Source organism: Pedobacter kyungheensis, from assembly GCF_000812965.1.
GTDB lineage: Bacteria > Bacteroidota > Bacteroidia > Sphingobacteriales > Sphingobacteriaceae > Pedobacter > Pedobacter kyungheensis.
Map to the genome: position 1 here is coordinate 1 of NZ_JSYN01000036.1, position 13,861 is coordinate 13,861.

The window sequence follows — 13,861 nt, forward strand, 5'->3', positions numbered from 1 at the left end:
AAGTGAGGCTGGTGAAGTAGGAATTGGTTAAGGTGGTCTGTGCGGACACAGACCACTAGATTATCGTCATCCTGAACTCCCGCCTGGCCAGTCGGACAGGTGTTTCAGGACCTCACTGTTAATGGTTTTACTCGAGATTGAAGAGATGCTGAAACAAGTTCAGCATGACGCGATGGGGTAATTTGCTAGATGTTTACCCAAGCATTAAGAGATGCTGAAACAAATCCGATAGCTATCGGATCAGCATGACGCGCTGTGAATGATTTTCAAATCCGTAACGTTTTTTGGAGCGCTACGGATTTAAATTATTGTTTTAATAAGGCCTTCAGTTCTTTTGCTTTGATGGGTAAAATGGTGCCGTGTCTTAAGCCTTTGGGTAAACTAATTTTATCTGAAACATCTGTCCAGTTTTTTAAATCGGCGGATACAATAGCGCCATACTGATGATCACGGTATTTATCGAAATATACCATCCAATCGTTGCCGGTTTTTAAGGTTGTGGGACCTTCAGCCCAGTAATTACCGGTAATAGGGGCGCTAGCTGTGCTATAAGGCCCCTCCAATTGATCAGCATAAGCAATTTTGATGTTTTTTTGGGCAGGCTGGCGGGTTTCATCTTTTAAGAACATGATAAAGCGTTTGCCATCTTTCACAATAGTGGCATCAATTACATTAAAACCAGGATCATAAAGCAGTTTGGTTTCCGAAAAGGTTTTGAAATCTTTGGTGGTTGCGTAATACATCCGGTGGTTGTAGCCACTTTCTTCGCTCGAAGCTGTTTCGTTAAATTTACCGGTAATCGTTGTTGCCCAATAAATCATATAGGTTTTGGTCTGCTCATCGTAAGTGATTTCTGGTGCCCAGGTGTTGCGTGCACCCGCTTCTTTGGCCATAACAGGTATAAATTGCTGCGGGCTCCAGTTAATCAGGTCTTTCGAACTGGCATAGCCAATCCCCTTATCTTTCCAGCTCACAGTCCAAACCATATGGAACAAACCGTCGGCGCCCCGGATGATGCAGGGATCGCGCATTAGTTTATCGTTGCTCACGGTAGGCGTGAGAAAAGATTGATCGTTTTTTAAAGCTTTCCAGCTGTAAGCATCGGTACTGTAGGCCAGATGCAGTCCGTCTTCGCCATTGCCTTTAAAATAAGCAAAAAGGTAAATATCTTTTTTAGCCTGCGCCTGTACATTTGAAACTGCAATAATCAGCAATAAGACAATGTAGAATAGTTTTTTCATGATTTTATTTTTGCTCAACAACAATTACAAAACCGCCATAAGGTTTCATTTTGATTGGAGGAGGAGATTTAAGGTCGATGCTTCCGGTAATAAAATCAGTTCCATCTTCGGCATCAGTAATGATTTCTGCCGCTTTTGCATTGAACTTTGGGAAATCGATGTAGATGATTTTATCTGAATTTTCTCCATTTATACCTGCGATATACCATTTCGATCCTGCTTTACGGGCCATTACCACAAATTTGCCCGGGTAACCATCAACTAATCTGGTATCTTGCCAGCTTGCCGGGAAAGTTTGCAGAAACGATTTTACATAAGCGGGTACAGTGGCCATCCCTTCCGGCGATTCGGCCAGGTGCTGCACGCCCGATTGAAAAATTACGGGTAAAGCCAGTTCGAAGGCATTACTTGTTTTGCGGTTAATATTTGGGATTTTAGACAAGTTCATGGGCGTAAAATCCATCGGATCGAAGACATTTCGTGTAAAAGGAATGGTCGTGGCATGCAAAGGCTCCTCGTTAGCATTGACCTGCTCAAAAGTGATAAACTCCATACCTTTGATCGATTCCATGGTCATCAGGTTCGGGTAGGTTCTTTGCCAGCCCCTTGGCAGAGTTGCCCCATGGCAGTTTACGCTAAGGTTATATTTGGCTGCATCTTCAAATATTTCGAGGTAATAGCGGATCATCGACTGACCATCGCCACCAAAAAAATCTATTTTAACACCTTTAATGCCCATTTCCTGTAAACGGGCAAACTCTTTCAGCCTTTCCTCTCGATCGTTGAGTTTATTTTTGGGCGTATATTTTACGGTATTCCATGCGCCGGCCGAGTTGTACCAAAGCAATAAACCTACATTTTTTTGTTTGGCGTAATCGGCCAGTTCTTTCATTTTTTCGTAACCGATATTGCGGTCCCAGTTTACATCAATCAGGCAGTATTCCCAATGCATATCGGCAGCAAAATCGATATACTTCTTTTGGATATCGTAGGTGATAGAATTGTCTTTTAATACAATCCAACTCCAGGAAGCTTTGCCCATCTGGAAATTGGCCGGGTTAATATTGCTTTTTGCCGGATAGGCCAGGTCGGTACCCAGCGTAGATTCGGTAACTGTTTTTAAGCTGCCGATGGCAATAATGCGCCATGGGGTGTACCAGGGTAGGGTAGATTCGGGATTTACATTTTGCCCGGTATAGGCTTCCCTTTTATCGGGTAAGCCAATCTGATAGTTTCCACCAGCCGAATTTTGCTGTAAACGCGTGGCGCAATAGTTGCTGTCCAAACCCGTTTCTGAAACCAGTAACCAGGTATTTTTATAGTTGAAAAGCGCCGGGTAAACCCAGCCTGCCGCTGTTGGTGCAGCAGTTCCCACAGCGATATCTTTGTGGTAATATTCTTCGTAAGAAGGATTTGTAGCTTCCCAGCCTGTTTTAGCTACCGACATGGGTTGCATCCAGGCTTTAGCATTTGCGAAAAAGTGAAAGCTGGTTTTCTCTTCAGTAAGTTGTTTGGTGTTGGTATCGCGATCAGGAAAATAATAGCGGAAAGCAACGCCATCATTCGATACCTGAAAAATAACATCTATTTTTTTGGAAGCTGCGTTTTGCAGGTGGAAAACCCTTTTTTTGGCCAGATATTCATGGTTTAACCGCTTGCTGTTTTGTAAAACATAGCTGTCTTTAACCTGTTCGTTTTTAGATACTGAAAGCAGGGAAAGGTTTTTGCTGAAATCCTGATCAGCCCTAACCAAACCTAATGCAGACTGATCGAGTACCTTTTCTGCATTTCTGCTGATGGTATAAAACAAAGCTTTGTTTTTAAGGTAAACCGAAACCGAAAGGGACTTATCGGGACTGTTTACCTGATATTGGCTTTGTGCACTGGCCGTTTGTGTTACAGCAAGTAATAAAACAACAGCCTTTAAGATATTTTTCATGTTGATTATTTTAATTCCAGAACGACAACAGATTGTGCCGGTAATTCTACTTTTAAGCTGTTTCCTGATTTTTTAGCACCGGTAAATTTGGCGTTGTGCACCTTATTGGCATCCTTAAAGGTGTTTACATCGGTTAGTTTGCCCGAAGTTAAAATCTGCCCGCTTACTGAACTCCATTTCAACCCATCCAGGGCAGTACTTAGTGCAATTTTTTTATTGGGATCTAAATTAACCAGCGAAATATGGATGGCACCGCTGGCATCTTGTGAAGCAGATACGTTGAGTGCTGGTATTTTTTGGTCGCCCACTGCATAATCAGGGCTGGTGAACGAAATGGGCAGGTATTTGGCATCCTGGTGTACTTTGTACAAATCGAAAACATGATAAGTAGGGGTGAGCACCATTTTATCCTTTTCGGTTAAGATTAAGGCCTGCAAAACGTTGACGGTTTGTGCCAGATTTGCCATTTTAACGCGATCGGAGTGGTTATTGAAAATGTTTAGGGTAGTTCCTGCAATAAGGGCATCGCGCAAGCTGTTTTGCTGATATAGAAAGCCGGGATTGGTGCCGGGCTCTACATCCGTCCAGATTCCCCATTCATCAACCACCAGAGCTACTTTCTTTTTAGGGTCGTATTTATCCATAATGGCCGAATGTTTGGTTACCAGCTCTTCCATTTTTAAACAGTTTTTCATGGTCGAAAAATACTGTGCTTCATCAAAATCGGTAGCCGATCCTTTTTTGCCCCAGTTGCCTGTTGGCAGGGTATAATAATGTAAGGTTAAGCCCCACATCTGGTTGCCGATATTTTTCATACAGGTTTCGGTCCAGTTGTAGTCGCTGGCATTGGCGCCGCTGGCAATCTTTTTTAATGGTGCTCCCGGATAGTTGCGCGCATAAGTAGCATATCTGCGATATAAATCGGAGTAGTAAGCAGGAGTCATATTGCCACCGCAACCCCAGCTTTCGTTACCTACACCCCAAAATGCCACTTTCCAGGGTTTTTCTCTACCGTTCTGGCTGCGGATAGCGGTCATGGGGCTTACGCCGTCAAAGTTTAAATATTCAACCCATTTGGCCATTTCTTCAACAGTGCCACTGCCCACATTGCCGGCAATGTAAGGTTCGCAATCGAGCATCTGGCAAAGGTCTAAAAATTCATGGGTACCAAAGCTATTGTCTTCAGTTACCCCGCCCCAGTTGGTATTGACCATTTTTGGCCGCTGGTTTCTTGGGCCTATACCATCACGCCAGTGGTATTCATCAGCAAAGCAGCCGCCTGGCCAGCGCAGGTTGGGTACTTTTATCTTTTTTAAAGCATCAACAATGTCCAGTCTGATGCGGCCTTTATTCGGTATAGTTGAGTTTTCATCTACCCAGAAACCATCGTAAATGCACCGCCCCAGGTGCTCGGAAAAGTGCCCGTAAATGTGTTTACTTACCAGCTGATCGCCACCGGGTTTGATGGTAAGCTGTGTTTCGGTTTGTGCCTGTGCCAGCATGGAGGTGCCTAAAAAGGCTAAACCGGCAAATAATTTCTTGATTGTCATTTGTAGCGTTTTTTAATTAAATGGAAGCTTAATCACGTTAAATGAATAAGGCTTTAGAGTTAGGTTCAGTTTTTTGCCTTTTAAGCTTATTACTTTGCTTTGCGGGCTTACAGCCAATGGATTATCAAAAGAATTGATCTGGTTTAAGTTGGCATTGGCCAGTTCTTCGCTGGTGCCTTTGCTTTTCAATTTTAGTTTTCCATCCAGGTTAAAATCAATGTTTTGAGGCTGATCAGAATTATTGGCAATTTTAATAATCAATTCTTTTTTGCCTTTGTCGGTTACTGCAGAAGCGTAAAGTCCATCCTGACCGGTTATATTTTTATCGCCAAGGGTTATCGCTATCACATCGGTACCTTTATTGGTTGAGAAAAGTTTCTGTACATAATAATCTGGCGTTCCATACGATTTCAGGTTATCTACCCAAATCATATCAGGCGCCCACTGCCAGGCATCTATATGTGCAAAAAGCGGTGCGTAAGAGGCCATTTGTACTACATCGGCATTGCGCTCCAAACCTGTCATGAGCGAAGCCGAAGCCAGTGCGCTTTGCCAGTTGTTTTTATTGCTTCCGGTGATATTGCCTGCAGCATGCACGGCATATTCACCCACAAAAACCTTCGAGCCATTACGCGGATAGTTATCATATCGGCCAGCATTTTTTAAGAACCAATCGGCCGGACGATAGTAATGTTCATCTATAAAATCGGCATTATTGCTCCTTAATGTTGTATTTAGCAGGTTAAAACGGTCGCCTTCCGGGTCAGTACCTGAGCTGTTGATGAGTTTAAAATCCGGATATTTGTCTTTAATGGCTTTGGTAAAAATGGCTACTCTTTCCAAATATTGTGGTCCCCAGTTTTCGTTTCCTACCCCCATCATTTTAAGGTTGAAAGGTTTCGGGTGACCCAAATCGGCCCTCATTTTGCCCCATTTGGTCGTAACATCGCCATTGGCAAATTCAATCAGGTCTAAGGCATCCTGTACATAAGGATCTAGTTCATCGAGCGCAGCTACTTCAGCAGAATTAAACTGACAAGCCATCCCGCAGTTGAGTATGGGTAAAGCTTCCGATCCGATATCTTCGGCCAGCTGGAAATATTCGAAAAAGCCCAAACCGAAACTCTGGTAATAATCTGGTGCCGCGCGGTGGGCAAATTCAGTATTCCAGCGGTTCATAATCAGTTGCCTGTTTTCGATAGGGCCAATGGTTTTTTTCCATTGGTAACGGTTGGCTAAGTCTGTACCTTCAACAATGCAACCACCCGGGAAACGGATAAAACCAGGTTTCATGTCGGCCAGCCACTGTACCATATCGGCCCTCAATCCCTGTGGACGGTTTTTCCAGGTATCGCCCGGAAATAATGAAATCATATCCAGGTCTATATTTCCCTGCCCCTGAAAAAGCAGCGAGAATTTGGCTTTCGGATCTGTTTCGGTGGCGACAAAGCTGGCCGATTGTTTGTTCCAGCTATCGCCGGTTTGTTCTGGATTTAAGCTGCCCTGGCCAATAATTTTATTGTTGGCATCTTTTAATAATAATACCAGTTTGACGCCCTTAGCAGCCTGGCGATACATCACTGAGAAATCGTAACGCAAGCCTTTTTTAACGCCAATGCCTTTAAATCCCTCGTTAACCAATTCAAAATCATCGGTTTCTTTTTTTACCTGTAAATATCGTGGATTGGCCGTATTAACCTCTTTGCGGTTTACAACCAGTATTTCGCCTTCTCTCGGTTTTTTCCGCTGAATACTCCAGCCCATTAACGGTTTGGCAAACTCGAATGAACGGTTTTTAATCAGTTCGGCGTAAATACCACCATCTGCACCAAAATTAATGTCTTCGAAAAATACACCCCACATATTGGGTTGCACCTTAGCAATAGATTGGTCGGTGCTTACTTTAATGATTTTGGGCGTTTGGGCAAATGCATTATTGGCTAAGCCAAAGCTGGTTATGCCATACATTACGCATGCACATACTGCACCCTTTAGCGGAGAATTTAATTTCATACGGTTTAATATTTGGAAGATTCTGATCGTAAAAGTATAATATTTAAAATAATAAACGTTAATTTAACATTTATTTTTTTCTTTCTTTTGATTTTGTTGATAAATTCTAGAATATTAGCATTTACCACAAATAGGTGATGAGCAAGAATTGGCTCAATAGTAGTAAAAGGCTTTAGTAAAGTAACTTTTTACTTGATGTTCTGAATTTATCTTAATGAAACCTTTAAAATCTTTCTTATAACATATTGTCATCATTAAAAAGCAGGATACTACAGGATGGGCGTTAAAAATATACTATTTACATTCGGCTTGGATGAATTAACTGTTGCTACTACGTTTCTGTTAAAATCCGCTAACCAATTACATGATGAGCCTTCGTTTTTTCAATATTTTAGTATTGACTACATTTTTTTTTGCACCAGGTTATGCGCAAAAAAAAATAGGTGCCTGTAATATTTTATGGTATAAAAAACCGGCAAAAAATTGGGATGAGGCCCTTCCGATTGGAAATGGAAGATTGGGTGCTATGATATTTGGCCGTGTTGATCTAGAGCTGATTCAACTGAATGAAGAAACACTTTGGACAGGTGGCCCTGTTGATTCAAACCCCAATCCCGATGCTCCAAAATATCTTCCGGAAGTAAGAAAATTGCTTTTTGCAGGTGAGAATGGACAGGCCGTAAAGCTGATGCGCAAAATGCAGGGACCTAATACCAATATGTACCAGCCTCTGGCTAATGTGTTTTTGAAACAAAGGTTAAAGGGCGAAGTAAGTAATTATAGCAGAAGTTTAAATATCGCCGATGCTATTGCCTTAACAGAATTTACGGTTGATGGGGTAGATTATAAACGGGAGATACTGGCCTCATTTCCCGATCAGGTGATTGTAATGCGCTTAACTGCCGGAGGGAAAAAAGCACTAAATGTTTCTTTTGGGCTTGGCGATGAGCTGGAGCATCGGGTTTCGACCGAAAATAACAACGAAATCATTTTAAAAGGAAAAGCGCGCATCTATTCAGACGAACGCAGAAATCCAAAACCCATTATTTACAGAGATAGCCTGCATCATAATGGCATGCGTTATCAGGCCAGGCTTAAAGTTGTCCGTACGGATGGGCAATTAAGTACTGATAGTTTATTAAATGTTGCCGGTGCTTCCGAAATAATTGTGATGATATCAGGGGCTACCAGTTATAACGGCTATGATAAATTTCCGGATAAAGACGGTATTGATGAGCATGCAAAAGCCATCCGTTTATTGAAAGCTGCGGCAGCAAAACCTTTTGAGGTGTTGAAAAAAGCACATATAACAGACTACCAGGGATACTTTAACCGGGTAAACCTTTCCATTAACCATACCGGTAATTTATTGGCCGACATACCAACAGATGAACGATTAAATAATTATAAACAGGGTAAAGCAGATTATGGCCTCGAAGAGTTGTATTTTCAGTTTGGTAGGTACTTGCTGATTTCCTGTTCGCGCCCGGGCGGAATTCCGGCTAATTTGCAGGGCATCTGGAACCCACTAATCAGGCCATCATGGCGAAGTAACTTTACCACCAACATTAACCTGCAAATGAATTATTGGCCTGCAGAGGTGACCAATCTATCAGAACTCACCGAGCCTTTAATTACCCAGATCAAACATTTGGCCGTAAACGGCGAAAAAACAGCAAACAAGTATTATGGGGCAAGAGGTTGGGCAGTACACCACAACTCTGATATCTGGGCCCAAACCAATCCGGTGGGCGAGGGTAGTGGCGATCCGAAATGGGCCAATTGGGCATTGGGTAGTCCATGGTTAGCACAGCACTTGTATGAGCACTATTTGTTTACCGGCGATAAAAAATATTTAAAAGATACTGCATATCCTTTAATGAAGGGGGCTGCACTTTTCTGTTTAGATTGGCTGGTAGAAAAAGACGGTTATCTGGTTACCGCACCTTCTACTTCGCCAGAAAATAGCTATTTGTTACCCAATGGGAGTAAAGAAGTAGTTACTATTGCCTCAACCATGGATATGTCTATAATCCGTGATCTTTTTGCCAATATGATTGATGCAGCTAAAATTTTAGGTACAGATGCAGCTTTTGCTATTTTACTCGAAGACAAATATGGCAAACTTCGCCCTTTACACATTGGTAAGAAAGGTAATTTGCAAGAGTGGTATGGCGATTTTGAAGATGTAGAGCCTCAGCATCGGCATGTTTCGCATCTATTTGGCCTGCACCCCGGCAGAGAAATTTCGCCGTTAATTGATACCGTATATTCAAACGCAGCAAAAAAGACTTTACTTGTTCGTGGCGATGAAGGTACAGGTTGGAGTAAAGCCTGGAAAATTAACTTCTGGGCGCGTTTGCTTGATGGCGACCATTCGTATAAAATGTATCAGGAATTGTTGAAAAATTCTACATTGAACAACCTTTTCGATACCCATCCTCCATTTCAGATTGACGGAAATTTTGGTGCTACAGCAGGACTTGCCGAAATGCTTTTGCAAAGTCATTTGGCTAACGTTCAGCTGTTACCTGCCTTGCCTTCGGCCTGGAAATCGGGTTGGGTTAAAGGACTGGTTGCACGTGGCGGTTTTGTGGTGGATATGTACTGGGAAAGCGGAAAATTGACCAGGGCAAAAATCTTATCAAAAAATGGTGGCGATTTAAACCTTATTAGTCCGCTTAAACTCAAATTAAATAACAAAGCAGTTGGCACCTTTAATAAAACATTTAACAGCTGGCAAAGCCAGATTAAAACGGTTGCCGGTAAAACATACGAATTAGCTTCAATTGATCAATAAATAAAACAATGCTCAAAAAATATTTGCTACTCATTTTATTAAACACGTTTGGTTTGCTGGCCTGGTCGCAACAAAAAAGCAATCCTGTCAACGATCCGAAAACACTAAAGCTCTTTTTCGAAAAAACTTATCTGCAAACAGACCGGGTTTATTACAGCACGGGTGAAACAGTTTGGTTTAGTGCTTACCTGGTTAATGGTAAAAGTACCAGTTTAACCGGTACCAGTAATAACTTATATGTCGAGCTGGTTTCTTCCCAGTCAGTGCTGCTCGATAGTAAAACGATCCGGATGGATGGTGGTTTGGGCAAGGGCGATTTCGAATTAAAAGACTCAATTCCATCGGGCTGGTATAACATCAGGGCCTACACCAATTGGATGCGGAATTTTGGCAATGATTTCGTTTTCCAGAAAAGGATATATGTAAGCAATAATATAGTAGAAAATGCTTCTTATTTTACCCGGAATGCAGCAAAAAAGAACGAAACAGTTGCATCTCCCAAAGCAAAATCTATTGCCTTTTTTCCTGAAGGAGGTTCGCTGGTAGAGGGCTTAACGAGTATAGTCGCTTTTAAAACCAATGATCAACAGGGAAATGGCGTGCCGGCAAGAGGTAGTGTAATTTCATCAAAAGGCGATACAGTAGTTACTTTTAACAGTACTGAAGCCGGAATGGGCATTTTTGCCTTTATGCCTCAACCGGGCGAAAAATACCGTGTTACCGGGCGTTACGGGCAAGAGCAATTTTCGGCTACCTTACCCGCTATATTGGGCAAAGGTTTCTCGCTGCATGTTACTACCGATTCGGCCAATATCAAAACCGTTATCAGCGCAAATGCGCCCATTTTTGCAGGGATAAAAGATAAAAATATTTCTATCCTGATTAAACACGCAGGTGATGTGATTTATTCGGGTGCCATTAAACTCAGTAAGCCTACCGTTTCGGTTACTATTCCAACCAAAGGTTTTGCCAGAGGGATTTCGGCACTTACACTGCTCGATGATCAGGGCAGGCCTAATTGCGAAAGGCTGGTTTATATTCAGGGGGATGAAAATATTAATCTGGCCATTACAGCAGATAAAGCCATTTATAAATCGCGCGAGAAAGTAACATTAAAGGTAAAAGCCAGCAATACACAGGGGCAGCCGGTTAAAACTTCAATTTCGCTGGCTGCGGTTGATGAAATGGTGCCTGATGATGGGCAGAATATTCTGGCCTATTTGCTATTGCAATCAGAAATAAGGGGAGAAGTTAAAAATGCCGCTCAATATTTTGATGCAGGCAACCCGTCGCGATTGAAACAGCTCGATCTGCTGTTGCTTACCCAGGGCTGGCGCGATTACCTCTGGAAAAAACTCGCCGATTCGAGTATTAAAATCAGCTACATGCCCGAACCCGGCCTTACCATAAAGGGAACGGTAAGGGAAAAACTGGCCAATAAACCTCTTGCCAATATGAACATCACCTTATTTGGCTCTAATTTTACAGGCGATAAACTTTTTACCACCAAAACCGATCAGGAGGGACGTTATTTTCTCGATGGTTTAAAGTGGTACGGCAATCAGGCCATTAAAATTTCATCCAAAGACGATAAAAATAAAAAAGGTGGCTGGTTACTGATTGATACTTTAACCAGGCCTTTAAACCTGGCATCGCTAAAAATGCCGCAAACAGGCATTCCTGATCCCTTAAATGTAGCATTAGGTAAACGGATGGATTACAACCGCACCTATAAATTCGGTGATTCGATTACCTTGAGCGAAGTGGAAATTAAGGCGGCGAAGAGCAAGCAGGTTAACCTTTTTGACGAAACCTTAACCAGCTTTGGTTACCCTGAACAGGTTTTTAATATCACTGCCGCCGATTATTCCTATCAGGGCCTGGAACATTTTCTGTTAACCAAAGCCAATGGTGCAATGCCACCAGATGATACTGATAGCATTGGCAATGAGGGGATTACTTTTATCGCCAACGGCAAAAAAATCAGACCCAGAATAAGAGTAAACAACAGGGAAGAACTGATAATGGAACGTCTCGATTATTACAGCCTAACCATGGACCAGATTAACCAGGTTAAAATTCAGCATTTAATTGGTCGTGGAGGTAACGATGTATTCCTGATCAGTCTTAATTTAAAAGACGAAGCCTTGCTGGGTTCAAACCTAAACCTGCTTAACGTAAATTTAAATGGCTACTACAATGCCCGTACATTTTATTCGCCCAATTATGCCAATCCATCTACCCAAAGCAAAGATTTAAGGACTACCATATTCTGGAACCCAGGCCTAAAAACAAACGAAAACGGAGAGGCTACTATCACCTATTACAACAGCGATAATAAAGGAAATATCCGCATTAAAGCCGATGGAATTACCGATAAAGGCGTGGCGGTAGCGGCTAAAGCCGGGTATAAAGTACAATAAACAGAACCGATGAAAAGTCTTGACCTCTATTTGAACACGAAGCATGCGCATTAAATTTATATCTTCTATTTTACTGCTAACCTGTTTATTTAACAGCATACAGGTAAATGCCCAGCGCCAGATGGAAAAACTGGGCCGTGGGCTAATTGCCATGCGCCAGAATAAAGATTCGGTTTATGTAAGCTGGCGTATACTGGGCACCGATCCGGATGATATCCGTTTTAACCTTTACCGCAGAAGCGGAAACGGAACACCACAAAAACTCAACAGCCAACCCTTAAGCAAAGGAACCAACTTTATAGATGCAAGTGCCGATTTTAATCTGCCGAACAGCTACTTTGTAAAACCGCTCCTTAAGAACCAGGAGCAAGCAGCCAGTGCATTTTTTACGCTGGCAGCCAAACAACCTGTTCAGCAATATCTAAGCATTCCTTTGCGCACACCAGCCGGCTATACTCCGAATGATGCCTCAGTTGGCGATTTGGACGGAGACGGCGAATACGAAATTATTTTGCATCAAACCGGCCGTAGCCGCGATAATTCATCCAATGGACTGACTGACCCACCTATTTTTCAGGCCTATAAGCTCGATGGTACATTTTTGTGGGAAATTAACCTGGGTAAAAATATCCGCGAAGGCGCGCATTATACCCAGTTTATGGTTTATGATCTGGATGGCGATGGCATTGCCGAAATGGTATGTAAAACCGCCGATGGAACCATTGACGGTAAGGGGAAAGTAATTGGCGACTCTACAAAAGATTACCGCAACAGTAACGGAAAGATATTGGATGGGCCTGAATTTTTAACGGTTTTTAGTGGCAGAACAGGTGAGGCCCTGGCCACTACTGATTACCTGCCGGCGCGTGGCGATATTGGTGCCTGGGGTGGGCCTGGTGGCAATGGTAAAAACGACAATACCGGTAACCGCGTCGATCGTTTTAATGCCTGCATAGCCTATCTGGATGGGGTACACCCGAGTGTGGTGATGTGCAGGGGCTATTACGGACGCACTGTGCTGGCCGCCTGGGACTGGCGCAATGGCCGGCTAAATCTGCGCTGGGTGTTCGACAGTAAAAATGGCCAAAACCCATTCTCTGGCCAGGGAAACCACAATTTAACCGTTGCTGATGTAGATGGCGACGGTAAAGACGAGATTATTTACGGTTCGATGTGTGTAGATGATAATGGGAAAGGATTATACAGCACAGGCTTGAGGCATGGCGATGCCCTTCATGTTTCGGATCTCGATCTGGAACACCCGGGTTTGGAAGTTTTTGGTGTACATGAAATAGAAGAAGGTACCAAAGGTCCGGGAGTAGCGGTATACGATGCCCGTACCGGTAAAATATTGTGGAAAGGTTCTGAAGACGAGGATGTAGGCAGGGGTGTGGCAGATAATATTGATCCTACACGAGTAGGTGCACAGATGTGGTGGTCGGGAGCAAACGGCTTGTATGATATAAAAGGTAACCGAATAGGCAATCAGCCCCGGTCTACTAATTTCCTCATTTATTGGGACGATGATTTGTCGCGTGAGCTTTTAGATGCCAACCACATTGACAAATACAACGGGGGCAGGCTTTTTACTGCAGAAGGCTGCGTGTCTAACAATGGTACCAAATCTACCCCGGCATTAAGTGCCGATATTTTTGGCGATTGGCGCGAGGAACTGGTTTTAAGGGCTTATGATAACCAGAGCCTGCGCATCTACACCACCGTTATTCCAACTGAACACCGCAACTATACCCTGATGCACGATCCGCAGTACCGTTTAAGCATTGCCTGGCAAAATGATGGCTACAACCAGCCACCTCACACCGGTTTCTATTTCGGTTATGGTATGCAAAAAGCCCCTAAACCCAATATTGTACTTGTAGAACCCAAAAAATAGT

7 protein-coding genes are annotated in these 13,861 nt (G+C 43.0%); 3 read left to right on the forward strand and 4 right to left on the reverse strand.

Annotated features, from left to right (window positions below; all coding sequences use genetic code 11):
- Positions 1–305 precede the first annotated feature (305 nt).
- Genes OC25_RS23620 through OC25_RS23635 form a run of 4 tightly spaced genes read right to left on the reverse strand, consistent with a single transcriptional unit; the run spans position 306 to position 6,743 of the window.
- Positions 306–1,241 (reverse strand): glycoside hydrolase family 43 protein, encoded by a 936-nt coding sequence (locus OC25_RS23620; RefSeq protein WP_039481801.1) that lies wholly within the window; start codon positions 1,239–1,241, stop codon positions 306–308.
- A gap of 4 nt (positions 1,242–1,245) precedes the next feature.
- Entirely contained in the window at positions 1,246–3,180 is a 1,935-nt protein-coding gene (locus tag OC25_RS23625; protein WP_039481743.1) for a glycoside hydrolase family 97 protein, read from the reverse strand.
- A 5-nt stretch (positions 3,181–3,185) separates the two neighbouring features.
- Positions 3,186–4,730 carry an alpha-N-arabinofuranosidase gene (locus OC25_RS23630; RefSeq protein ID WP_082018701.1) on the reverse strand — a complete coding sequence of 515 codons (1,545 nt, stop codon included), beginning with the start codon at positions 4,728–4,730 and terminating at the stop codon, positions 3,186–3,188.
- A gap of 12 nt (positions 4,731–4,742) precedes the next feature.
- Entirely contained in the window at positions 4,743–6,743 is a 2,001-nt protein-coding gene (locus OC25_RS23635) for an alpha-L-arabinofuranosidase C-terminal domain-containing protein (RefSeq protein WP_245222138.1), read from the reverse strand.
- 397 nt (positions 6,744–7,140) lie between these two features.
- Here OC25_RS23635 and OC25_RS23640 point away from each other — a divergent pair, with 397 nt between their 5' ends.
- Genes OC25_RS23640 through OC25_RS23650 form a run of 3 tightly spaced genes read left to right on the forward strand, consistent with a single transcriptional unit; the run spans position 7,141 to position 13,860 of the window.
- A complete protein-coding gene (locus OC25_RS23640) occupies positions 7,141–9,543 on the forward strand; it encodes a glycoside hydrolase family 95 protein (protein ID WP_167335433.1) in 2,403 nt (800 codons plus the stop codon).
- A gap of 8 nt (positions 9,544–9,551) precedes the next feature.
- On the forward strand, positions 9,552–11,966 hold the full coding sequence (locus tag OC25_RS23645) for a hypothetical protein (RefSeq protein WP_039481750.1): 2,415 nt from the start codon (positions 9,552–9,554) through the stop codon (positions 11,964–11,966).
- A gap of 43 nt (positions 11,967–12,009) precedes the next feature.
- Positions 12,010–13,860: a rhamnogalacturonan lyase gene (locus tag OC25_RS23650; RefSeq protein WP_039481754.1), complete on the forward strand. Its 1,851-nt coding sequence runs from the start codon at positions 12,010–12,012 to the stop codon at positions 13,858–13,860.
- Position 13,861: the final 1 nt, after the last annotated feature.

Bases quoted from the DNA above. Each gene is read 5' to 3' on its own strand.
- OC25_RS23620 (WP_039481801.1), bottom strand. From the start codon at position 1,241: ATGAAAAAACTATTCTACATTGTCTTATTGCTGATTATTGCAGTTTCA.
- OC25_RS23625 (WP_039481743.1), bottom strand. From the start codon at position 3,180: ATGAAAAATATCTTAAAGGCTGTTGTTTTATTACTTGCTGTAACACAA.
- OC25_RS23630 (WP_082018701.1), bottom strand. From the start codon at position 4,730: ATGACAATCAAGAAATTATTTGCCGGTTTAGCCTTTTTAGGCACCTCC.
- OC25_RS23635 (WP_245222138.1), bottom strand. From the start codon at position 6,743: ATGAAATTAAATTCTCCGCTAAAGGGTGCAGTATGTGCATGCGTAATG.
- OC25_RS23645 (WP_039481750.1), top strand. From the start codon at position 9,552: ATGCTCAAAAAATATTTGCTACTCATTTTATTAAACACGTTTGGTTTG.
- OC25_RS23650 (WP_039481754.1), top strand. From the start codon at position 12,010: ATGCGCATTAAATTTATATCTTCTATTTTACTGCTAACCTGTTTATTT.